This window comes from Rhodococcus sp. BS-15 (assembly GCF_000813105.1).
Lineage (GTDB): Bacteria > Actinomycetota > Actinomycetes > Mycobacteriales > Mycobacteriaceae > Rhodococcoides.
The window spans coordinates 13,076-34,803 of sequence record NZ_BAOX01000022.1 but is presented as its reverse complement, the minus strand read 5'-3'; the positions used below and the strand labels follow the sequence as shown (position 1 = coordinate 34,803).

General features: G+C 63.0%; 34 protein-coding genes and 1 pseudogene. 30 read left to right on the top strand and 5 right to left on the bottom strand.

What is annotated here, in order from left to right:
- The 15 genes from RHBS_RS28775 to RHBS_RS05100 all read left to right on the top strand — a co-directional run.
- Positions 1-198, top strand: a 198-nt coding sequence (locus RHBS_RS28775) for a hypothetical protein (RefSeq protein ID WP_236745351.1), incomplete at its 5' end; no start/stop codon positions are given.
- A 52-nt stretch (positions 199-250) separates the two neighbouring features.
- Positions 251-862: a nucleotidyltransferase domain-containing protein gene (locus RHBS_RS05155; protein ID WP_128645017.1), complete on the top strand. Its 612-nt coding sequence runs from the start codon at positions 251-253 to the stop codon at positions 860-862.
- 11 nt (positions 863-873) lie between these two features.
- Positions 874-1,338: a hypothetical protein gene (locus RHBS_RS05150; RefSeq protein WP_128645016.1), complete on the top strand. Its 465-nt coding sequence runs from the start codon at positions 874-876 to the stop codon at positions 1,336-1,338.
- A gap of 295 nt (positions 1,339-1,633) precedes the next feature.
- Positions 1,634-2,341 carry a DUF2637 domain-containing protein gene (locus RHBS_RS05145; protein WP_187298379.1) on the top strand — a complete coding sequence of 236 codons (708 nt, stop codon included), beginning with the start codon at positions 1,634-1,636 and terminating at the stop codon, positions 2,339-2,341.
- An 84-nt stretch (positions 2,342-2,425) separates the two neighbouring features.
- A complete protein-coding gene (locus RHBS_RS05140) occupies positions 2,426-2,719 on the top strand; it encodes a hypothetical protein (RefSeq protein ID WP_128645014.1) in 294 nt (97 codons plus the stop codon).
- A gap of 47 nt (positions 2,720-2,766) precedes the next feature.
- Positions 2,767-2,967: a hypothetical protein gene (locus RHBS_RS05135; protein ID WP_128645013.1), complete on the top strand. Its 201-nt coding sequence runs from the start codon at positions 2,767-2,769 to the stop codon at positions 2,965-2,967.
- Between the two features lie 397 nt (positions 2,968-3,364).
- Positions 3,365-3,526 (top strand): hypothetical protein, encoded by a 162-nt coding sequence (locus tag RHBS_RS28770; protein WP_187298378.1) that lies wholly within the window; start codon positions 3,365-3,367, stop codon positions 3,524-3,526.
- Positions 3,527-3,531: 5 nt separating this feature from the next.
- Positions 3,532-3,768 carry a hypothetical protein gene (locus tag RHBS_RS05130; RefSeq protein ID WP_128645012.1) on the top strand — a complete coding sequence of 79 codons (237 nt, stop codon included), beginning with the start codon at positions 3,532-3,534 and terminating at the stop codon, positions 3,766-3,768.
- 151 nt (positions 3,769-3,919) lie between these two features.
- Positions 3,920-4,129 carry a hypothetical protein gene (locus RHBS_RS05125; RefSeq protein WP_128645011.1) on the top strand — a complete coding sequence of 70 codons (210 nt, stop codon included), beginning with the start codon at positions 3,920-3,922 and terminating at the stop codon, positions 4,127-4,129.
- Between the two features lie 111 nt (positions 4,130-4,240).
- Positions 4,241-4,483: a hypothetical protein gene (locus RHBS_RS05120; RefSeq protein WP_128645010.1), complete on the top strand. Its 243-nt coding sequence runs from the start codon at positions 4,241-4,243 to the stop codon at positions 4,481-4,483.
- Positions 4,473-4,625, top strand: a complete 153-nt coding sequence (locus RHBS_RS28765; protein WP_187298377.1) for a hypothetical protein — start codon at positions 4,473-4,475, stop codon at positions 4,623-4,625. Before RHBS_RS05120 ends, RHBS_RS28765 begins: the two co-directional genes overlap by 11 nt.
- A 731-nt stretch (positions 4,626-5,356) precedes the next feature.
- Complete coding sequence (locus RHBS_RS05115; RefSeq protein WP_128645009.1) at positions 5,357-5,734, top strand: Lsr2 family protein; 378 nt, start codon at positions 5,357-5,359, stop codon at positions 5,732-5,734.
- A 477-nt stretch (positions 5,735-6,211) separates the two neighbouring features.
- Positions 6,212-6,427: a hypothetical protein gene (locus RHBS_RS05110; RefSeq protein WP_128645008.1), complete on the top strand. Its 216-nt coding sequence runs from the start codon at positions 6,212-6,214 to the stop codon at positions 6,425-6,427.
- The gene (locus tag RHBS_RS05105) at positions 6,424-6,897 is read left to right on the top strand and encodes a hypothetical protein (protein ID WP_128645007.1); all 474 of its coding nucleotides are present in this window, start codon (positions 6,424-6,426) and stop codon (positions 6,895-6,897) included. Before RHBS_RS05110 ends, RHBS_RS05105 begins: the two co-directional genes overlap by 4 nt.
- Before the next feature lie 70 nt (positions 6,898-6,967).
- Positions 6,968-7,252 (top strand): hypothetical protein, encoded by a 285-nt coding sequence (locus tag RHBS_RS05100; RefSeq protein WP_128645006.1) that lies wholly within the window; start codon positions 6,968-6,970, stop codon positions 7,250-7,252.
- 7 nt (positions 7,253-7,259) lie between these two features.
- On the opposite strand, the gene RHBS_RS05095 is transcribed toward RHBS_RS05100, so the two are convergent.
- Positions 7,260-7,472: a hypothetical protein gene (locus RHBS_RS05095; RefSeq protein ID WP_128645005.1), complete on the bottom strand. Its 213-nt coding sequence runs from the start codon at positions 7,470-7,472 to the stop codon at positions 7,260-7,262.
- A gap of 122 nt (positions 7,473-7,594) precedes the next feature.
- Between RHBS_RS05095 and RHBS_RS05090 the strand changes: the two genes are divergently transcribed.
- The 4 genes from RHBS_RS05090 to RHBS_RS05075 all read left to right on the top strand — a co-directional run bounded on the left by RHBS_RS05090 (position 7,595) and on the right by RHBS_RS05075 (position 9,692).
- Complete coding sequence (locus RHBS_RS05090; protein ID WP_128645004.1) at positions 7,595-7,840, top strand: hypothetical protein; 246 nt, start codon at positions 7,595-7,597, stop codon at positions 7,838-7,840.
- A 5-nt stretch (positions 7,841-7,845) separates the two neighbouring features.
- Positions 7,846-8,091: a hypothetical protein gene (locus RHBS_RS05085; RefSeq protein ID WP_128645003.1), complete on the top strand. Its 246-nt coding sequence runs from the start codon at positions 7,846-7,848 to the stop codon at positions 8,089-8,091.
- Positions 8,092-8,101: 10 nt separating this feature from the next.
- Positions 8,102-9,397 (top strand): LppP/LprE family lipoprotein, encoded by a 1,296-nt coding sequence (locus RHBS_RS05080; RefSeq protein WP_187298376.1) that lies wholly within the window; start codon positions 8,102-8,104, stop codon positions 9,395-9,397.
- A 97-nt stretch (positions 9,398-9,494) separates the two neighbouring features.
- Positions 9,495-9,692, top strand: coding sequence for a hypothetical protein (locus tag RHBS_RS05075; protein ID WP_128645001.1), 198 nt, complete (start codon positions 9,495-9,497; stop codon positions 9,690-9,692).
- A 57-nt stretch (positions 9,693-9,749) separates the two neighbouring features.
- Here RHBS_RS05075 and RHBS_RS05070 read toward each other — a convergent pair whose 3' ends face one another.
- Both RHBS_RS05070 and RHBS_RS05065 read right to left on the bottom strand, forming a co-directional pair.
- On the bottom strand, positions 9,750-10,565 hold the full coding sequence (locus RHBS_RS05070) for a hypothetical protein (protein WP_128645000.1): 816 nt from the start codon (positions 10,563-10,565) through the stop codon (positions 9,750-9,752).
- Positions 10,566-10,783: 218 nt separating this feature from the next.
- Positions 10,784-11,407, bottom strand: coding sequence for an amidase domain-containing protein (locus RHBS_RS05065; protein WP_128644999.1), 624 nt, complete (start codon positions 11,405-11,407; stop codon positions 10,784-10,786).
- Positions 11,408-11,573: 166 nt separating this feature from the next.
- Here RHBS_RS05065 and RHBS_RS05060 point away from each other — a divergent pair, with 166 nt between their 5' ends.
- Positions 11,574-13,013 (top strand): hypothetical protein, encoded by a 1,440-nt coding sequence (locus RHBS_RS05060; RefSeq protein ID WP_128644998.1) that lies wholly within the window; start codon positions 11,574-11,576, stop codon positions 13,011-13,013.
- Positions 13,014-13,041: 28 nt separating this feature from the next.
- Here the strand turns inward: RHBS_RS05060 and RHBS_RS05055 are convergent, their stop codons facing one another.
- Complete coding sequence (locus RHBS_RS05055) at positions 13,042-13,548, bottom strand: hypothetical protein (protein WP_128644997.1); 507 nt, start codon at positions 13,546-13,548, stop codon at positions 13,042-13,044.
- Between the two features lie 100 nt (positions 13,549-13,648).
- Between RHBS_RS05055 and RHBS_RS05050 the strand changes: the two genes are divergently transcribed.
- On the top strand, positions 13,649-13,849 hold the full coding sequence (locus RHBS_RS05050) for a hypothetical protein (RefSeq protein WP_128644996.1): 201 nt from the start codon (positions 13,649-13,651) through the stop codon (positions 13,847-13,849).
- Between the two features lie 19 nt (positions 13,850-13,868).
- Here RHBS_RS05050 and RHBS_RS05045 read toward each other — a convergent pair.
- Positions 13,869-15,090 (bottom strand): annotated as a pseudogene (locus RHBS_RS05045) (Fic family protein).
- 576 nt (positions 15,091-15,666) lie between these two features.
- Here RHBS_RS05045 and RHBS_RS05040 point away from each other — a divergent pair.
- The 9 genes from RHBS_RS05040 (at position 15,667) to RHBS_RS05000 (ending at position 21,588) form a co-directional block, all read left to right on the top strand.
- Complete coding sequence (locus RHBS_RS05040; protein ID WP_128644995.1) at positions 15,667-15,873, top strand: hypothetical protein; 207 nt, start codon at positions 15,667-15,669, stop codon at positions 15,871-15,873.
- A 365-nt stretch (positions 15,874-16,238) separates the two neighbouring features.
- Positions 16,239-17,870 (top strand): P-loop NTPase, encoded by a 1,632-nt coding sequence (locus RHBS_RS05035; RefSeq protein ID WP_128644994.1) that lies wholly within the window; start codon positions 16,239-16,241, stop codon positions 17,868-17,870.
- Between the two features lie 214 nt (positions 17,871-18,084).
- Entirely contained in the window at positions 18,085-18,486 is a 402-nt protein-coding gene (locus RHBS_RS05030) for a hypothetical protein (RefSeq protein WP_128644993.1), read from the top strand.
- Between the two features lie 85 nt (positions 18,487-18,571).
- Entirely contained in the window at positions 18,572-18,880 is a 309-nt protein-coding gene (locus RHBS_RS05025; RefSeq protein ID WP_128644992.1) for a hypothetical protein, read from the top strand.
- Positions 18,881-18,918: 38 nt separating this feature from the next.
- Entirely contained in the window at positions 18,919-19,152 is a 234-nt protein-coding gene (locus tag RHBS_RS05020; RefSeq protein WP_128644991.1) for a hypothetical protein, read from the top strand.
- Positions 19,153-19,341: 189 nt separating this feature from the next.
- Positions 19,342-19,908: a MerR family transcriptional regulator gene (locus RHBS_RS05015; RefSeq protein WP_128644990.1), complete on the top strand. Its 567-nt coding sequence runs from the start codon at positions 19,342-19,344 to the stop codon at positions 19,906-19,908.
- A 668-nt stretch (positions 19,909-20,576) separates the two neighbouring features.
- Complete coding sequence (locus RHBS_RS05010) at positions 20,577-20,867, top strand: hypothetical protein (protein WP_128644989.1); 291 nt, start codon at positions 20,577-20,579, stop codon at positions 20,865-20,867.
- A 65-nt stretch (positions 20,868-20,932) separates the two neighbouring features.
- A complete protein-coding gene (locus RHBS_RS05005; protein WP_187298375.1) occupies positions 20,933-21,247 on the top strand; it encodes a hypothetical protein in 315 nt (104 codons plus the stop codon).
- The gene (locus RHBS_RS05000; RefSeq protein ID WP_128644987.1) at positions 21,244-21,588 is read left to right on the top strand and encodes a hypothetical protein; all 345 of its coding nucleotides are present in this window, start codon (positions 21,244-21,246) and stop codon (positions 21,586-21,588) included. Before RHBS_RS05005 ends, RHBS_RS05000 begins: the two co-directional genes overlap by 4 nt.
- Positions 21,589-21,728 lie beyond the last annotated feature (140 nt).

Here is a 21,728-nt window from a genome sequence, read left to right as displayed (position 1 = left end):
AAGCCGGAACTCGCGCCCCCGGGCATGCCGTCGACGGCCGACGCGCCGCGGCCACGAGCCGACGCGGACGCGGGCTACGTCGAACTCACACGAGCCGACCGGAGCGTCCGGCACTGGGCCGTCACCGAGGAGGAAGCCGACAACCTCGCGGAGCTGCTCGAAGATCGCGTCGGAACTGCCGACACCCTCATCTGCTGAGACGCCATCGCCGCCCTTGACGCTACGCATAAACCGAAGATAATATCGGTTTATGCGTAGCGAAGCTCCAGCCCTCCTGCCGATCTTTCGGTCGCAGAGCCAGATGCAGATCCTCGGCAGGGTGCTGTTGAACCCCGGCACCGAATACACCCTCACAGACCTCGCGTCCGAGCTCGGCATTGCGCTGTCCACCGTCAGCGACGAGGTCCGGCGGCTGGCCGAAGCATCCTTGTTCGAGACCCGCTCAATTGGACGATCTCGGGTCGTGCGTGCCAATCGCGCCAACCCCGCCACCACTCACCTCGCCAAGCTACTCGAGATCAGCGTCGGCGTCCCCGCAGTGATCACCGAAGAATTCGCCGAACTCCGCGGCGTCGACGACATCGTTCTGTTCGGATCCTGGGCGGCCCGCAACGCCGGTAGATCAGGCCCACCGCCAGCGGACATCGACGTGATGGTCGTCGGGCCCAAAGCGACCCGCGTCCATGCCTATCGGTGTGCCCAGCGGGCCGAGGAAAGACTCGGTATCCCCGTCAACGTCACCGTCCGCTCACCCACGTCATGGCACAGTGCTGCGCACGATCCAATGCTCTCGGACATCCGAGCCAACCCCTATCTCGTCATTCGCGGTGGCGACTCCGTCGATGACACTGCGGGACAGTAAGGTTCGTTGACATGGTGAAGCCATGGGGCCCAGGGCGGGACGCCATCGAAAAGATGATCGGCGACGGCGAGCTGAAGAAAATCGCAGGCTACAACGCCGACGGCACAGATCTTCTCGAGAGCGCTGTCCGGGCGCATGCCAGCTCGGTGCTGTTGAAGGTCGAGGATCCGCGCGGCGCGATCATCCTCGCCTACGACGCCGGTCGGCTCGCCTGCGAGGCACTGCTGGCTCACCAGGGCCTGCGAGCTCGCGTCGACAACGGCCATCACGCCATCGTCTTCGCTGCGGTCACGGCACAATTCGGCAAACGCTTCTCGGACATCGACCTGCTCCGCCGGCGGCGCAACGAACTCGAATATCCGACCCACGGCGTCGACAAAGCCGACGACGACGAAGCGCAAGAAGCGATAGTGCAAACGGAGCAGCTACTCGACGCGGTGAGCCGGTTGATGCCTGAGCTCGCGATCTGGAACTGACTCGATTCCCCCTGCCCGCGCGGTTTTGCACACCGACGGTCCTGAGTCACCTCGCGTGTCACGCGATCGGTCTCCGGCGACGGCAGCACCTGGCGGCAGCCCGCAACGCCGACGCGTGCGCCGCACGATCGTCGCTGCTCACGAAGGCTGTAACAACCGGGGACGGCCGAATTCAAATCTCAACTCGCGCAACGTGTGTCAAAATGATAATGTAGCGTAGAACCGCGCAGGGGATCACCGCCGGTCGCATTGACCACTCAACTCCACTCGCACCCACCCGACGAAGGGCATCACGGTGTTCACACGCATCTTCGCTCTGCTCATCACCTCTTGTGCATGTGCAGGGGCATTCCTGCTCAGCTTCTACGCACTGAGCGACCTCGCCGCCGACTACGGCGTCCCCGAAGAACACGCGTGGGTCTGGGCACTGGTTGTCGACCTGTCCATACTCGGCGGTACCACCGCGCGACTGAAGATGCGTGAGAGCAACTTCGCCCGCATGATCTTCATCTGCGCGACCGCAGTATCGGTGGCAGGCAACACAGTTCACGCACTGCCCTACGGTCCGGTCGGGATCGGGATCGCCATCTTCCCACCCCTGGCAGTGCTGGGACTGTTCGAGGTCTGCGTCAAACTCCTCCAGAACGTCAACGCCCCGGCCGCCGATGCCGGGAATCGAGATCCAGCGATCCCGAACGTCGCGATCGCGGCCGGCGACGGTTCCAGTTCGCCGCAGGCATCCGGCGGAGGCACCCCGATCAACACCCCTGTTGACCTGACCCCGGTCACCACCGCCGATGGTCCTGTCGCCACCACTGCTGTCACACCGGCCGTCACCACTGCGGCCGGACGCCCCGGCGCAGTTCCTGAGGTGCCGGTGTGGCTGCCGAAGGGCGCGCCCGTGCCAGACCTGACTCACGATTGGCAGAACAAGGCCAAGACGCGGCCGAGCCGCCGATCGCGGCCCAAGGCCGAGCAGCAGCAGATCCCGGAAACGGTCTGAGAGCAACCCGCCGGAGGCATCGACTGTGTCGGACCGGTGTGGGACCATCCCGAACATCAAGACCTCGGTCGAAAGGACACCTCGGTGGAAGAACATCTCTCGGACGGATACATCCCGCGATCGGCTGACGGGAGCTTCGACCTCACCACCACCGAGCCTCGCGCCGTGGTGCGCGTCCGGTTCACCGCGGTCAATCCGTCGGCGGGACCCGTACCGTACCGGGGCACCGAGTACCTGCCCGCAGCCAACGAACCCAGCAGCATTCTGACGTCCCTCCTCGAACAGCGAGGACACGCAGTCGATCGGATCGCCGACGTCGCCCTTGTCTGCGAAGCGTGCCAGTACCCGATCGGAGCACTCACGCACACCGCTTGCTGACTCCCCGACCTCGAGTGTCGGGCTACACCCTCACGAAAGGCACCATCATGCAGAGCACGTCGATTGACGACTTCCGAGACGACTTCACGCACACGCTCGCAGCCGCGGTCGCGAGTATCGAGGAAGCGCAAGCAGGACTACGTGACAACCTCCCAGCCGGAATGCTCAGCGACTACAAGGCAGGAACGGTCGCCGACCTGCTGCGCGACGCCCACAGATCGATCAAAACGGCCATAGAGAAAGTCTGAGGACACATGATCAACTCACCGGACCGCAACGACCGCAGGAGCCTACGGCTCCAGATCAGAACCGAAGAACCCGCGGCCAACCCAACGGCCGGCAGTGTGGTTCGTAGGCGGACCACGAACCTGCCCGCAGCCAACGAACCCAGCCGCAACCGGACACCCTTGACGGGCCAACGAGAACAGATCTCCGCAGCTGCAACTGTAGCTGCAGTCGTCTCTACAGGGGCGCTCGCAACGTACACCGCCTGCTGATGTGGAGCAGGTCGAGCACCCCCGACACCACGCCCCGATCTCGGGTCGTAGTCGTACACCGTTGTGCGGCCATGGTCATCACACTCGGCATGCAGATCGACGGGGATGACGACCGTAGCCAGATCAGAGCCGACCAGAAAGGCACGCGATGAGCGGCACGCCGAACAACGCAGACCGCAAGCACCGTCGACTTCGGGTACCAACGACGAACTCGGTAGACGCCAAGAACGCGTTGATCGAGCTGAACATCTACGCCGCGAACGCATTCGGGTCATCGGCGATCGCATCTCGACCGGGCTGTGGACGGTAATTGCAGTGTCCATCGTCTACATCGTGTTGGTCATGTACGGAGTGATCGATACCGCCAGCACGCGGGAACTGCAGCAGTCGATGACCATTGCCGGAGGTATCATCGGTCTGTGCTGCGTCGCGGGTGCGATAGCCAGCGTGGTCCGGTACCGAGCAATCCGCTCGGCAGGCACCGTGGTCGCAGAATCCCGCGCGGCCCGAAGGCGTAGCGCGCACGACAGCGAGCCAGATTCAACCCCGTGAATGTTCCTCATGCGCAACCGGATTCGAGGGAGTCGGTCGCGTTCCGCTCTACCCGCCAAGCTGTCGTACACAGTGTCCTCGTCGACCTGGCGGCCGCGTGCAACGATGTACCGCGACAGCGTTCGATGAGGAATATACGACGGGGGTCGGCATGGCAATTGTGGTAGAGCTACAACACATCGGCAGCGCGGGATTCTTCGGTTACGCCGAATTCGACGACCGCGTCGATGCGGAGGACTACGCAATAGCCGAACTGGTCCGGCTCGGAGAAAGTCCAGCCGACGCGCGTGCCGCAGCGAAGCTGGCCACGAACACCCCTGCGGACGCCAGTAGTCGCGGATACGCCGTGCGTATCAGCTGAACCCACTCCTGAGGGCGCGATCGGTGGTGATCAGTCGAGCGGGTGGGAAAAGGCTTCCTCGGAAATCGATGACCCAATCGGTGTCGTTCACATCGGATAACGTCACCGGCTATGACGCAGACCATTCGTGCAGCAATCGTCCAGCCCGACGGACAGCTTTCGATCGAAGACATCGACCCGCAATACCCGGCGTTCAACCGACGGTTCTTCGGCGGAGGCTCGTTCGAGGCGCTGCGCACAAGTAGCGACTCCGGCCAGGAAGTCACCTTCTGGTGTGACGAGGAGGGCAAGTTCAAGGGTCTCGCGCCCAACGACGAATCCCACGGCCCTCTTCAAGCAGTGGTTGGCGCATGACGATCGTGTCATGCGTTGGGATGATTTCCTGGCCGGAACGGTCGTGATCACCGGCGGCGACGATGGCGAAGGCGAGTCGGTCGGTTTGAGTGAAGAATCAGCGGCCGAGATCCTGGAATTCCATCGCGGCTGGCATCGCTGACGTAAATTCGCCGGTCCACTGTTTGCGGATCCAAGTGCTTGAACAAGACTTGTTTCAGTATCGAATTCGTCCACACTGAAGCGCGGTCTGTTCTGGAAAGAAACTCCTCTCCCAAGACTCCATGCGTGGTAATATCAAAGGGAGAATGGCCGATCGGACAAAGGGCAGACCGATGATGCACAGTGCAGTAGTCGACCACCCGGTAATGCTGGGAGCCGAGTTGATTCCCACGCTGACTGCGCCTCTTTCCCTTCGGTTCTCGGAGTCCCGGCATCGGACGCTCGGCAACGCCTGTGCGGTCTGGTCCATGGTCGGCAGTGCTGACCGGTGGTGCGACGAGTGTGTCGCAAACCAACACGAGACGAACGGACGGTATGGGTGCCGCGCTCTCGCACGGCACCGCCGTATCGTGCATCGACGTTCCATTCTGAGCCTGTGCGCACGCCATGCGCGTGCCTGGCACGATCGCGATGGTGCCGACGGCGTGGGGAAGCTGCTGTGAGTACGCGTAGTACTCCGCTGCAGATTGGCAATGGCGGGTAATCGAGACCCCGGATGCGAGTCGCAGAATGCTGACTGCGACAAAGGTAGGTTTTCGTTTGCACATTGATGGGCCGTTACGACAGCACCGAAGCCGAATGCGGGCAGGTGCTCGCACGGCTATTCCGCTCGTTCAGTAGTCTCGAAACGAACCAGCTCGGCACGCACTCGAACGACAGTGGGATGAAACAATGGCACGGCAGACCCGAATAGAATTCAGCGACGATATCGACGGCAAAACAATCGACGTGGACGAGCTCCAGGTCGTTTCCTGGTCATGGCTCGGAGTCGAGTACGAATTCGACACGACGGCAACGAACTTGGAAAAAATAGAGACAGGTCGCGTTCCGTTTTCGACTGTGCTGGAGAAGTCTCGGAAAACAGGCGGCCGCCGTCGCGTCGGAGCGAGCGCGAAGGCTGTGGCGGACAAGCCCTCCAAGACGGCCGCGCGCGTCGGATCCGAGCAGGCAGGGGCTATTCGTGACTGGGCCCGGAAGAACGGCCACACAGTATCGGACCGCGGACGGATTCCGGCCGAAATCGCCGCTGCGTTCGACAAAGCGCACTGACCACAGCCGGGCGGTCCGAGACTGTGCGGTCGCACGCCGACACCACGACCTGGGATCGCCACACGTGGCAGCGAACCCGAATTCGACGATGGATTGGACAACTGTCATGTCGGACACCCCGAATGAGACGTCAGGGACGGTGTGTCCATCCTGTGGCCGCATCGACCAAATCGATGTAGCCGCCACGGTGTGGGTACGAATCACCGACAACGGAACCGACGCCGACGCAAGCAGCGACGGCCACCACGAATACGACGGAGCCTCCGCAGCATCGTGCGGAGCTGCCGGTGGACCGGCACGTTGCGCGAGACTCAACCTGGCCGCTGACGATTCGACGCATCCGCAGGCGAGTGGGTTCATCCGGGCTGGCGGAGGCCTCCCGAAGTCGACCGTTCCCATTCGGCATTCGAGCTACTCCAATCGTGACTATGCGGTATTATCACAGAGACAAGAATCCCTGGGGTGAGGAAGTACGCGATGCAGAGGCCTGTAGTCCACTGGGAGCCGACCGAGCCGGGAAGTCGAGTACTGGGTGCCGAACTCACATTCGACCAGCAGGGCGGAGCGTTCTACATCGGTCTCTGGACACGGCAGATCCTCGTGCTGTGGACACGCCGGGTCCCGACTCCCATGCCGATCGCGCACGATTGCGGTCCAGCCGAAGGCCATTCTCGCAAGAAGGTCGGCCTGTGACGGCAATCCTCGACGACGCAGCCGCGGAGCAGTTGGCGGAGTCTCTTGCCCGTCAGCATCATGCTGGACAGGTCGATCGCAGCGGCGTGCCGTACATCGAACATGTCGAGGCTGTCGCCCGCGCACCGTTTCTGCCGGCAAGCCGACACCGCCAGGTCGCGTGGCTCCACGACATCGTCGAAGACACCGACATCACCCTGACCGACCTGACGGCGGCGGGTTTCAGTCCCGTCGTCGTGCACGCAGTGGGCCTACTCACCCACACCGCAGGGCAGCCCCGAAGGGGCTATATCGCCGCGATCGCGGCCGACCCGGTCGCGCGACTGGTCAAGCAGGCGGACAACCGGCACAATCTCTCCCGAAACTCCGATCTGACCGACGAGCAGACGCGAAAGAGGTTGTACGAAAAGTACACTCGCGAATGGGGTTGGCTCCACGAGGAGTCCGCCGAGTCGGTAGGGGACCTGTAGGAAGTCCTCGGGGACCGAGCGTCTCGGGCCGTTCGCAAGACCGACACCACAATCGAGGGAAGCAATAGACATGGCAGATGCATTCTGGAAGAACGTAGACGCCAGTTTGGACCGAATCGGTACCGCCACAACGGTGGACGAGGTCATCGACTCACTGAACGAGCACTTCGAGAAGTCCAGTGGAGATGCGTTTTTCGGTGGATCCGGAGGCGATCGGCAACTGTACGAAGCGCTGATAGATGCAGGATGGACCTGGTCCGACGCGGTGTACCACTTCGCCGCGAAAGACAAGGCGGGAAAGGTTCTTACCTATGTCGAAGGTGATGTATACCGCGGCGACCAGAAGCCATCGTGACCAGGTATCAGGGGCGGTAGTGGCAGACGACGCAGCGCTGCAGAAATTCGCGGCCCTTCCACTGGAACGCCGGCGCGAATGCATCGACACGTGGCTCGCCGAGCTGGAAGCCCGGAACCGGCAGAAGCCGCTGCTCGCTCGGACGGTCTCGACGCTCGTGCAGTCCTTCACGCTCGGGACGTAAGTTCAGCGGAACCAGTGAGGTGCGAACCCCAACCATTCGGCGCGCGCACCTCACTGGCTTCCGAACTCGATTGCTGGTGCCTGTGCCATGCCAGGAATTCGTGCCCCAGGGCAACAGACCACTCCTTGCGGGAGTCGAGAATCTGTTTCAATACCGTCATGACCGCAACGCGAAGTAACACAAACACTGGCCGCATCGTTGGTGAGAAGGTCCAGGTTCGCCGCGACGGCACCGTGGTCGGCGGGTCGATCGTCGAAGACTTCGCAGATTCGCTGGTCCCCGGTGACCGAATGGGACGCGAGTGGGCGCTACCTCACCGATGGGCAATCGCACTCGACACGGGCGTTCTGGTGTTCGTCGATGACAATGACCTCGTCGACGACTCTGCCGCGAAGCGGCAGTGACAGCGGTGGCCACGCAAAAGTCGGGGGATGCGCTGGTGGACTTCGCGGTGACGTGGGAGCCGTTCGGGGGAGCCCCGTCCGCAGAGGTGTTCGTCGAATTCGGGTTGGACATGGGCGAATACAAACGCCGGTTGTTCGCCCGACTGAGCAAACCTGACCGCGCCGGGGCAATCGGCCCTGAACTCCGAGGTCGGCTCATCGACTACTCCCTGCGCGCGGTTGAGCGCCCACGGCGATTCGGCTGCGCATAGGGTCATGTGCGTGAGCGATCTTGGTGACGAGCGTGCCGCCGCAGCGGGTTGGTACGAGGACAGTGAGGCGAACGTTCGTCGGTATTGGGACGGACGCCGATGGACTGAATACACCGAACCGCTGCACCCCGGCGGAGCGAAGGCTTCGCCCGGCTCCCGGCTACCGAAGAAATGGATGATCGGTGGCGTCGTCGGAGTGATCGTTGCGGTGGCCGCGACTGCCACCGTCGCAGCGGTGCTCAACCGGACCGACGACGACCTCCGCTGGTCAGCGTTTCCTCACACTGCATCGTGCAGCGAAGACCTCGACGAATCTCTACCCAGTGACGTGCCGAACGCCGCAACGACCACCGTCGAGGAAGCCACGCTGACACATCTCGGAGACCAGAAGCTCGCACTGACCCTCGATTTCGCAGCCCCACCACCGCCGGCGGCGGTGGTGGCGTCCCCGTACACCGGTGAACCGATGATCGCCCCCGGCAGTGAGACGTACAACGTTGTTCTCGCCTCCGAGATTGGGGCGGTGTACACCACGTTGACGACGGATGGATGGGGAGCGACCCGCCTCGATCTGGGGCTTGCTGGACTCTTGGACGAGACCGAGGTGGATTACCCGCGCGAGATTCTGACCTCTGCCAACGCTTCTGGGCGGTCGATTCGTTTCGAGTACGACCTCGACGGCCAGCCAGAGCTGTTCGGGGACGGACCGTTCAGGCCGGACGTCCGAGTCGTCGCAGTAACCCAGGGCCCGAGTACGCCGTCGGAACCAGCCGGAGGGATCAGCACCACCTACGCAGGCCAGTTGTGCTCCTGGAACGCAGCCATACAGTCGCTCGACCCGACCGGCGTACCGCTCACCACACCTCCCGATAGCGAACCTCGCCAGTCGGTACCGGCCCCGGACACATCGAGCTCGTGCGGGGTCAGCGAGGGCCAGGCGTTGGCCGAGGCACTGGCGCAGCTTCCGCCCGAGCAGAACACCGGACGTGACTGGTCGAGAGAAGCTATCGCAAGCAACTTCGACGCGTGCGCCGACCTGTCCACGATCCTGGTCACCGTCGAGGGCGCGACAGGCAGTTCCCCGGTGCAGGCCCTGATGTTTCACCGCGGTGAGTACCTGGGCACCGGGACGTCCGACGCCTACGGCTTCACCGACCTCGACACCGAGGCCTCGACATCGGACACAGTGGTCCTCACCTACAAAACAGGACAGACGTGCAATGCGTGCAACGACGGAACCACGACCAGCGTGCGATACCGATGGGACGGCCAAGCCGTACAGATGCTCGACTCACCTCCGTCGTGATGGCCGCACCGGTCGGGCCCACGACAGACGCCCAGCACCGAGAGCGTAGGCTCACGTTCGGGGATGGAACAGGCGCGGCCCTGGCACGATCGTGATTATGACGCGACGGACAATCACCATCGAAGTGAACATCCCCGGCAGTCCAACAGGTCCGAACTCCGAGGCGGCCTCCGAGCACGATGAGCGTTACGCAGATCTTGCGAACTCCGTCTGGATGGTCCTGCAAGCAGGCTCGTTCCCCTTCTCGGTCACCCCGGACGCGAAAGCCGACACCGCCCAGCTCAACAGCCGATGAGACGGCTATACCGCCAACAACACCGTCATTTGGTGATCCGAAACCACGCGTCAGCTCTCACTGCCCCGACGCTGCAGTACGTCGATACGTACTCGCGTTCGCCGGCACGCCGGACGAGACGGTGGTCCACTCGACCGACCCGTTCACGGCCGCGCGGAGCTCGAATCGGCCCGTGACCATAGGGGTGCCGCGGCCGTGCAGCGATGATTCGATCGTGACCGCGCGGACACGCCCTCTGCTGAGCGTGATTCCGTCGACGCCGACCGGCTTGGACGCGATCGAGAAGTCTGTGCCCGGCAGGCGTCCGTCGGTAGTCACGAGAACTGCGGCCTGCGAACGCATTCTCGCGAGCAGCGCTCGCCCTCGCGTTGGTGCAATGTCTCTGCCGTGCAACGTGGTGACCACAAGGTCGATCCCGTCGAGGCAAATCGACGCCACCGTGAGCGGGTCGTCTCCGGGGGCGGGGATGAACGAGATCTTGTCCAGACGGGCACCTTGCTCGACGGCCGCCAAGATCCCGAACCGCGGTTGACCGATGAGCGCGACATGGTGACCGGCTGCGCTCGCAGCGGCCACGAGGCCGGTGAGAACGGACAGCGCACCGGTCACCGACAAGGAGGTACCGCGCGCAAGCGCGCCAGACGGCAGCAGCGTCCGAATCGGTAGCGGTGCAGGAAACGAACGCAGTGGGCGCGCTGCGGAGACGTCCGCAGGATCCTCGTGCGCGATAGGGGCGTGATCGGGGATGTCCGCCGAGGGAGCACGCGCTGTGGAACGGCCCGGAACGGATGCCATCTGACGCCGGAGAGCCGCGACCTTGTCTGCGGTGCTCAACGACGCGAGCGAGCCGGGGTCGATCGCAGCAGGGGCCATGGACGTGCCTTTCGCTCGTCGAGACATCCGGAACTGTCCAGCCTATAGAACACACATTCGATACCTGCGGCGCGGGCTCTGGCGCTGCGAGGAATTGCGACCGTCTTCGGATCGGGCCACGTCGGTCATACCTACGCACCAAGCAGGGAGAGTGGCCGATCAAGTCGATCGGCCACTCTCCCTGTTGATTCCCCCGAAACCGGAGGCCTGTCGACGGATCAGACGAAGTGGATCAGGTACACCGACGCCCCCGGCTTGTCGTGTTCGATCCAGGTCCCGGCACCCTCGGAGTAGGTCCAACCACGGTTGGTCTGGCCAGGGGAGTGTTGCGAAACGAGCGGGTAGTTCGGGTTCTCGTCGGAGAATCCGGTCACCATCGCGAGGTGGTCGATGATGCCGTCGGAATGCTTGCCGTCGTGCAGGTCCCAGTCGTACGCGATGAGGTCTCCGAGCTTGGCGTCGAACACATTGTTGTTCCTCCACGAAAGCTGCGTGATGGTCGCGACACCGGCATCGTTGACCAGGTAGTTCTTGAGTTCGTCGGCGATAGTCGCGGTTCGCGTCGGCCAGAAGACCATGTCGCCCCGCGCGCGGCTTCCACCGCGGTTGTCGTCGTCCATGCTGGTGTGGGTCCACTTGGCGGTGTCGGGCATGCCGCCGAACCACAACGCCTGGCTGACGAACCAGGTGCAGTCCGACTCGTACTTCGGAGAGTCCTCAGCGTAAGCGCGTGCCCACGCGGCGGCCTTCTCGCCGCAGAACTGGCCGTAGCAACTTTCCGGGGACGCGGACGCCGTTGGTGCGGCGACGACTGCGGTCAGCATGAACACGATCGCGGTCACAGCGATGCTCGCGAATCGCTTGACTCGTTGGGTGTGCGTACGTGGTCTCAAAGAATCCTCCTGAACTAGATCCAGCGGGGAGAATTCAACGTACGCGCGGTTTTCGTGCAATCCTCACAGCATTTGTCCGAATTGCTCATAGGATCTCTAGGACAGGGGGTGTGAGGTGGGAGAACGACGCGGAACGATCGACCGGCGGTGGGTGCCGTTCGAGAATGCATTGACGGAGTTGTCCGCGACGCCGGATGCGAACGGCACCCCCCTGGGGGACGTCGGGGTGGCAGCCAAATTCGACAATCGGATACTGCTCACCGACGACGGCAGGGAGGTGATCGTCACCAACACCCTTGTCGGTAACTGGAAGTCGGGAAACAAGCGCCCCAGCTTCCGGCAACTCCCGGTGATCAGCGAGATCCTGTTCGACAACGGCTGGCACCTGCCCTCGCTCTTGGGTCTGATCCCGGACTATCAGGAGGACTGGATCCACGATGCCGTCGACACCGCCCGACGTATCGACGAGCTCAAAGCCACCGAAGAGCAGCTGCAACGGGCGGTGAGCTCGGCTGCCCGCAACGCCATCGGCCAGCTCGTCGCGGCAACGTGCGCGACGGGCAAATGGGCCGTCGCGGTGTACCCGAGCTACGAGGGGCCCGGCCAGGATCGGATGCATGTCGCCGACCGTCTCGACTTCCGTCGCATCGACAGGCGACACGCCCTGCAGGTCGATCTCGAGAGCGACCTGCGGGACCTGTTCTCCGGGTTGAACGTTCTCGATTCACCGGGGGCGTGGCCGCGCTGGAGCCAGCGCCCCCCACGAGACCCCGACAGCGGACACCGTAAGACCGACGGAGTACTGCGGTACTCCCTGGTGCACTCCTCGGCTCCGTTCCCGCCGGTGCCGTCCAGCCACTACCACCTACTGCGATCGGTGTCCGTGGTCTCGCTGAGTCAGGAATGTTGGCCGATGGACACCGGTGCCGCCCTTGCCCGCATGCTCGGATTCGGTTTCGCGAGTACGCGGGCCCTGTCGAAGAGGTTCTTCGGCCTCAGAGACCCCGACATGGCCGAGCAGCATCGCACACACCTCCATCGAGATCTGCACCATCACCGGTGGCACCGATACGCGTGGGGACACTTCGGAACCGAAATCGCCAACGAGGGCTTCTTTCCGGCCGAACCCTACGCAGGTCACGTCACTGTCTGGTTGCGGCCGAGTACTGCGCTGTTGGAAAAGAAGGGCGCGATCGAGCCGGCGATACAACGCCGACGGACTACCGCCGAGAGCGTCGCGCACTACGTCGCCCTGGACCGACGTCTGGCGAAGCAGATGCGGGCGCTGCAGGAACAGGGAGCCGAAATCATCGACATCCCAGTCGATGTCGTCGGACCGAAGTCGCTGACTCGACCCCCGCGCCGGACACTGCAGTGGGAACGCACTTTCACCAACGCGCTGCAGGCGTACACCAGCATCGTCGATCGAGGTCTGGTACCCGAGCGGAACCGTCTCGCCATTCTCGATGCGCTCGACAGTCAGTCCGACATCGACCGCGCCCTGTATCGCTGGCTACGTGACCGCGGACTGGTACCGGCCACCCTGCGGAACTGAGACCACCATCGCTCGAGGTCTGGGGTGATCAGTACTCGTCGACGTCGACGAGATCGGTGCTCGCAGCTGCGGCCACTGCGGAGGCGGGCTCGGACAAGAACGCGAGGGCACGCTCGGCCCACTCCGCCAGGGAAGGCGGATGGCCGCTGACGGTCCCTTCTCGCTCGCAGTGGTCGCTGTATGCAGCCAGGCCGCTCTCGACCAGTGCCGCACCTGCCAGTCCGTTGTGCAGTCCGGACCCGAATCCGAGCACCAGCGCGGCGGCGTCTCCGCGGAATCCCTGCTTCCCGATGTTCCACGATTTCTGCTGCGCGTAATCGGGCAGGCCGTACTTGAGCGCAGCCACTTGATCTATCGAATAGCCCACGGCGGTCGCCGATGAGATGAAATCGGGGGAGAAGTGCGCCAACGCGTCGGCGACGAGTCGACTGGGCCCATCGGCCACAGCCGGTTCTGAAAATGTCTCGGACGACATCATGACCTCGACCCACGAGGCGATCTCATCGAGCGCAGCGTTGGTGGACTTCTTCGCCATGCGATTGGACTCCTGTCCGTAGTCTGTTCGGTTGCAGCATAGTGTGTTTCACGTACGATCAAGCCATCGGCGGAGTGCGGTAATCGATCCACTGCGGTCGATGACCTCAGCCCCGGACGGCGTCTTCGCGACCTCGCGCAATACGTCGCTGACCGACCACATCGCCACCCACACCGATGGGTCGTCCGGGTCGAATCCCTCGTCGATGATCGCCTGGCGTACCTCGAAGTTCATACACACTTTGACGCACCCCGAGGGCGAGCGGTTCCCTCACGATGTGTCGGTTCTTCACGAACTGTAGCGCGAAGTAAATGATAATATCAAAAAGTGGCTACTGAAACTCGGGCCCGGTGTCCCCAGTGTGACGAGCGCTTTTCGATGGTGATGCCGAGTGCATCGAGCTCGGCCAATACCGCAGTGGCAGCCCAGATCTGATTACGCTTGCTCGCTGTCAGTACCTCGAGTACGCCTGCCTCGGTCAGTCGGGCGAGCGCGCGATAGGTACTCGCATCGGTGGTGCCGGTGATCTGGCTTGCTCTGTCCGCGTTCAGGATTGGAGCATCGAGCAAAGCGTCGATGATCTTCGCGTCCGCAGAATTGGCACGAGGACGGGCGGTGGCGCGCCAGTGTTCGGGGAGTTCGGCCAAGGCACGGGCGGAGTCCTGAGCGGCGTAGCTGGACACAGTCGCAGCGTGTGCGACGTACTCCACGAATCCATCTGCGTCGCCGACACGGTAGTCGGTCAGTCTGTCGAAGTAGCGACTTGTGTCCGCCAGCATCACCGAGGCCAAAGGGACTGTGACCCGCTTGGTCAACCCGCGTCGACGCAGAATTGCGCTGATCAGAGCCCGGCCGATGCGGCCGTTGCCATCGGTGAAAGGGTGAATGGACTCGAATTGGGCGTGCGCGATCGCAGCCTGAGCGAGTATGGGTAGATCCGTTCGATTTGCGAAGGCGAGCAGGTCCGTCATCAATTCGTGGACGAGCTCCGGCGGCGGTGGCACGTACAGGGCATCGATCGGGGTGTAGTCACTGCCCCCGATCCAGTTCTGCACGTCGCGGACGATGCCCGAATCGCGTGCGGTGTAGAAGTCCGGTGCCATCGACAGTCTGTGCGCGGTGGTCAGGTTGTCACCGGTGATCGGACCTTCGCTTGCGGCGTCGACCAGTGCCGCCAGAGCATGCACGGCGGCAAGCTGAGATTGCGCCTCGGCGTTGGATCGACCTCCGGCGATCGCCTTTGCCGAAAGCTCGCCAGCCGGCGTCGACGTGCTCGATCTTCGACGACGCCACCGACTCGCTCCGGAGCAGAAAATCGGACAAGGGTGCCAGGTGCTCACCGAAACCCGCCTCCAGACGTGCGACAGCAATGACCGCCTCTTCGTGGGCCTGGGCGACCGAGCCGGACAGATCGCAGTGCGCTTCGCCGATCATGGGTGGGATGGACACTTCGATGTGTTGCAGCGTGCGGTCGGTGCGCGATCCTTGACGCCGACTCGGCTGCCAGGTCCGCGCCTCGACGCGATGTGGAGACCAGATCATTGCTGCCTCCGATCGTCGGAAAGCGCGACTATCCCGAACCTAAATATACTTTGATCATGTCAAAGTAGACTATGGGGGCGAGTGGTTGCGTATTTTGACGCGCTCTCGGGCTACCGCAGTGAGCCGTCGTTCGGCTGAGTCTCGTCGAGGACGCTTTCGAGTGGCACCTGTGGGATCGCTATCCCGCGGGATGCTCCCCGAGCCCCTTCGCCCACCGCGCTAGGAGTGCTTCCGTCGCTACCCGGAGGGCGTGTCGTACCGCGCTCGTAGTCTTGCCGACACGCCCGCGGGTCTCGCCCGAACGAACTCCACGCCCGACAACTCACGGAACCGAACCGAGAAGGAGTGCATCGACCCATGAGCATGACCGGAGACTTTCTGACCATGGGCCGAGGCGGTCGGCGACGTCGACCCCAGGCCCCTCGACTTCGCAGTCGGAGAGGACTTCGATCCATCGGACCCAGACGAAGTGGGGGCCGTGCACGAAGCATCCAGTCACGACGCCGTAGAGTGCATAGCCAAGCTCGAAGCGGAAAACGCGCGTCTGCACGCGCTCGTCGACGAACAGCGCGATCGATGAGCAATATCAGCGTCGAACGGCCCGCAGCAACAGACGACGCCGACGTCGTCACGCTGACCATCACGCACCCTGATCGCAGCGAATCCCAAGTGTCCGTCGGTGTACGCGCAGACGGCACCCTCGACGTCTCGATCGACCCCGCGGCGGACTACACGACACTGGTCGACGTAGAGGGCGACACCGTCTACGAGGGGCCTGTCTGAGAGCGCGCGCAGGCGTACCCAGCCCACGTTGTCTTGTGGCTGCCCGACCAGGACTGAGCTACCCTCTTGGTCGTGTTGCTAGGATCTTGAGCAGGCAAAGAACCGGCACTCCTCGCAACGTGCGGACGGTCGGGTTGGCCCCTGGTGTAGCTGCGGCAGCCAGGGGCTGCCGCGTATCTGGGGCCGAGTACCGCTTCGACCTTCCTGCACCGGCGAGCAAACTGCCCAGGGGACCACAAGGGCGTCGCCGGTCTCGGCGAACCCGAGCCGAAGTGCAACTTGGTCTGCTAATATCGCAGAGAAACGTGCCGAGAATGCCACGGCCGCTCGGCCGGCCGTAGAAGCCAGAGGGCAAGGAACGCAAAATGCCGACCAACGTCTCCACACCGATATGGCGCTGCGACCTCTGCAACGCCACCTTTGGGCATGAAGAGGCAGCTGCTGCAGAGTGCGAAGGTGCCCCGATTCCCGCTGAACTGCCCGCAGGAACCCCGCTTCTCGTCAGTGAAAGCGGAATCTTCCGGCTGCGCCCGCTGGCCGCAACCGGCCGAATCGACACGGACATGAAAAAGCACCCCCGGCGGCCAGGACATCACCGTTGCTACAACCCGCTCGACGCGGCTGCCGCCCAATGGTTTCTACCGGACCGCGAACTACATCCTGCCAAGCCCGGCTATGTGCAGGGCCGCAAGTCCGATCGCCAGAACACGTGGATGTGGAACAGCGGAGCATCGGGGGGTCTCGTACCGGACATGGGGGAGTGGAGTCAGATCGTCGGTCTCGGCCAGAGGGATTCGCCTGTGCGGGACGGCGACCTGCCGGCATCGTTGGATTGGTCTTCGAGCGTGCACGTGGTCAATCCGATTACCGGCCCGGTCAAGGAGCTACTCGACGCGCTCGACGTGCAACTGGACTACCCATGGCAACAACGCAAGATCAAGTTTCTACGCGACTACGCGCTCTACCGCGCCGACGGCGACGTCCATTCTGCCAACGGCAGGGTAGCCACAGAGTCCGTCGTCACCAGCTATGCAGCATTGGTCGACGAGTGGCAGCAATGGCGCTCTGGAGCCAATGTGGCAACCGTCCTGCCCCAGCTCGAAACGCGGTCGACCATGACAGCATCTCGGCTGACCAAGCCCATCAAGGCATTGGTCGAGAACACCGGCGTGAGCTGGCCTGCCCGCACCACCGCGACTCAGTACGTGAACCTACTCGTCAGTGAGGCACTCGTGACCACTCTGTCCGCCCAACCTCGCATGTTCGGCAGTGCCCCGATCGTCGCCGTGGGAGGCGGTAAAGGTGGGGTCGGAAAGTCCACCGTTGCTGCGGCGTTGGCTCGATCGATAGCAGCCGGGGGCCGCAGCGTCGTCCTGATCGATCTCGACATGGATGGCCCCTCCCAGCACCTTCTGCACGACCTTGGCGACGTCCGCATCGATGCCAGCATGACGAAGATGCTTCCCACCGAAGTCGCCGACGGCCTTCGGGTGTTCTCGCACGGACAGCTACCTCATGGGCTACCCGAGCGATGGACCGACGCGGCTACCGGGAGCTGGCTGACGTTTCTCGGAGCCACGCTCGACGTGGACGGCGCGGACCTGATCCTGCTAGACCTCCCCGCAGGCCACGGATCGATCCCAGGGCGCGTCATCGGGTCCAACAGGCCAGCAGAGGCCGATGTGCTCATCGCCGTGACCACGGCCGAGGAGCTCGCGTTAGCCGACGCATCAAGAGAACTCCGTCGCTACATGCACGACCACCACAAGACGATCGTCGTGGAAAACCTCTCGCACGCGACGGGTACAACGTCCGAGGGACGATCGGCAACAGTACGACTGCACGGACGCGACGGTGCAGTGCAGGATCTCGCAGCATCGGCAAAGGCCGAATACGGCGGATCGTTGCCCTGGAGCGATCAGATCCAAGCACTCGCGGAATCGCCCGAGATGGCGGCCCTGAGTCGTACCGTCACGCGGATCCTCGAACCTCGGTAGCGAAGCCGAGATACGCAAAGCTCCACTGTCAAAAAATGAGTCACGAGAACAGACAGAGATGTCCAACATCGAAATTCACTACACCGGTCCCACAGGCGACGTTCGGACGGTGCCGCGCCCGACGCGAATCAACCTGGCCACACGATCCGCGTAGACAGCATCGGCGTCGCCGGACTACACATACACCAGCCCACCACCGAGAACGAGGAAACCCGTGAACTCTCAGACCGCGCCCACCGAACTGACCGATCTGTTCAGCACCGCAGAACTGATCTTCGGCGCAGGCCTTCTCGCGCTGTTCATGGGCATCGCGGCGATGCTCACCGGACGAAACAGTGCCGCAGTGGCGGGAATAGCGGCCGCTATGACCGGAATCGTGACCACCGCGGTCGGCATGGTCTGGTCCGTCGTCGAATCTTTCGACGACATCATCAGCATTTGGCTACCCGGCGATACGGCCTCAGACGTCCCCGTCCTCGGCCTCGTCTCCTTCGTCATCATCACCGCCCCGATTCTCGCGGTCTGCATGCTTGTGCTGGTCTTCGCGATCACCATTGCCGTATCGGTCGCTGGACGCCGAATCCGCGGAGACCAACCAACCGAAGCCGTGAACTGAGAACGGTCCAGCCGACGCCCAAATGCCGGAAACCCTAAAGCTGAATACTACTGCGCTGAAACAGAGTCCGACTCAGGAGTGGGAAATGGCGGAGAAGCGAGCCAGATCGAAGCTGGCCGAAGAATTGCAAGGAACCGACATCGGCGATGAGATCACCTTCACCGCAGACATCTCGCCGACTCCGTTCTCCGGCGAGCTCCGCCAGATTCGCCACTCTGCGGGAGAGGTCATCGTCATGGTGCTGCTCACCGAGGAACAGAAGGGGGACCTCCCAGACCGATACGTCGAGAAGACAGGCGATATCGCCGCCACCGGTGACCTCGCGTACCCGTACGAGCTGGAATGTCGAGTCACGCACACGTCCGAAGTAGTGCTCACCACAACCAGCTGGTAGCCGTAGCCGTTTCACAACAACAGAATTGGATGAATCACGTGCCTGACACAACAACGATCAACGTGCTCGACCTGACACCGGGCGACGTAGTCGAAGAGGACCACAAAAACTTCCCCGACGAGGGATTTCCAGAATCGACATTCGTGTACACGGTCGACTCGGTCGACCGAATCAACGACACAACGGTGCACGTGTTCCTCGAAACAGACACCGGGACGAGCCAGGCCCTGTCCTACCCCACCGACAGTTCGGTCACCATCCGTCGCCGATAGCGTTCGACACGCGCCCACCGCAGCCGCCATCAGTCCCTTCGCGACACAACTCGTAGCGCCCCCTTCACCCCGCCTTGGCGGCAGGGAATGTGCCCGAAGCGCGGAGTATCGCGGGACGTCTCCGGCGGCTATCGTCATCGCTACAGGACGTACCACCGAATCCGGCGAGCAGCCGGTATTGGAGCAGCGATGAACACCGGCCAGAGTTCGTTCGACGAGATGATGCCCGACGCATTTTCCGATGCCACCTGGACAAATCACGGCGACACCCTCGGATACCGAGTTCCCGCTGTACGTCAGGCAACAGGCGTGACATATCGACAGCTCGACTACTGGGCACGCACCGAGTTGGTGCAGCCGTCCATCCGCGGTGCTTCGGGCTCCGGATCGCAGCGTCTCTATTCATTCCGCGACATCGTCGTTGTTCGCGTGGTCAAGCGACTCCTCGACGCTGGCGTATCGCTGCAGAACATCCGATCGGCTGTCGGACACCTACGCGAGCGCGGCGCGGCCGACCTGGCGTCCATCACGCTCGTCTCCGACGGAGTCTCCGTCTACGAATGCACCTCCGACGACGAGATCATCGACCTGCTGCGCGGAGGCCAAGGCGTGTTCGGCATCGCTCTCGGTCGTACGGTCACCGACGTAGCTGCAGAAGTCGCCGAGCTGGACGCGGTGAGCGGATCCGCCGAAAGCGGCCACTCCGCCACCCTGGACGAACTCGCCGAACGTAGGACTGCTCGCAAGACCGCCTGAGACTGCTCACGGCAGACCTTCTTTCGCCGGCGGTCGATCTGCACAATGAACAAGTCCGCACGCCTCGCACGCGGGCGCTACACTGATCTCTGCGCTCCGAATTAACGGGGTTTCCTGGGACCTTGACCGTGTCGGTTCTGGACGATGCAGCACGCCCGCTCCAACGCGTGCTTACACCACCCGAATCCTCAGTTCACAAGGTCAGAGCATGGTCGCAAGTCATCGATGTCCGCTGTGCGGCGGTCTCGGGGGTCTCGGCGGACTCGATGAGGCTCCCTCCCGCACTACCTGTCGATATCGAACCGGACGACGCAGAGTGATGTCGTCGCGCCACGAGCACCGGTGCCTGCCGCTATCGGGAGACGCTGATCGGTAGGCACCGGCCACGTCTTAAGCCCAGTGTTTCGAGGCTGTTCTGCATGCTCGAAAAATGCTGTTCTAATGCAGAATGCTGGCTGTATTCAGCACCGTCACCGAGCAAGTTGCCGAGCCGCGAGCAGGGCACCTCACCTGCTGCGGGAGGCTTAATGTCTGCCTGTTCAGACACGCACAACCCGACGATAACACCCCCGATAGCCGTGGTTATCGGTCACAATAACTCGACTATTAAACCAGTTATGTGTCACACTGTTGATACCGATAATCCGGACGACAGGTAGGGGACCAACATGGTCGACATAGCGATCGTGTTCACGGCATATTGCGTGATGTTCTCGGTCGCTGTTTGGGCGGTGATGGTTCCGTCCTTTGGGAGGGCGATTGCGTCCGCGGTGACTCCGATCGATGCCCTCTGCTGGCTCGCTATCGTCGGATACCTGGCCGCCGGGTCGAACAACGACGACGCAATGCGAGCGTTCGCAGGGGTGGCCGTCCTCACTCTCGCCCTCGCTGCAACTACGGGCGGCGTCACGCGCACACGGCGAAAATCTGCCGGCACCGGCAAGGCGGTGCCGCTGTGAGCCGCACGCGGCCGACCGCCCCGGATCCCGTCGTACGCGCACAAGCATTGCTGCGGTTTCCCCGAATGACTGTCGGGAACTGCGTGCGCACCATGGTCACGGTCGCCGTCACCGGACTGTGGGCAGTCTGGCTCGCGCCGATGACGATTCCGGTTCTTCTCGCGCCGGTACCCATCCTGGCGCACTCCGAGGGCTACTGGCTGGCCACCACTGCCGTCGGCGGCCTGATTTTCATCGGCTGGAGCTGGCTGACGAGCCCCCTCCCATCCATCGAGCTCGAGCTCGAGGTGGACGACGACCCCACTGTCTCACCGAGCCCGTATCAGCCAACCACCTCGCGCACGCTGTACGCAGAGATCGAGAAAGGCACTGCCGCATGACAATTCTCGCGGATCAGATGATCCTGAGCTCCACGCCGTCGCAGGGCACGCACTGGCTCTATGAAGGAGAGTTGTTGCTGGGCTCGGAGCGCGGGCCCCTCGGTGCAGGCACCATAGGGCCCTTTCTCGATGCCGCGTCGGCGCAGCGAGGGATCGAGACGATGGTCCGGGAGGCCATCACCCTTGACGCACTCCGTGTCCACACGAACGTCGATCTCCACGGGCCCGCAGCCGACCTCATACTTCCCAGCGCAACGGTCGTAGGCGCGATCCTGACCCGACGTACCGCAGACGGCAAGAGCGATGATTGGACTCTTCATGTCGGGGCCAGTGACCAGTAGACGGTCTGCACCATAGCAGCGGGCCTTGGCTGCGACATCCGTCGACGAAACCGGTGGATTGACAGGGAAGTTCGGGTCTGCGCACGAGCCGCGAACGCGACAGGGCTGTGCGGTATTATCATCCAACAAAGCTATCGGAG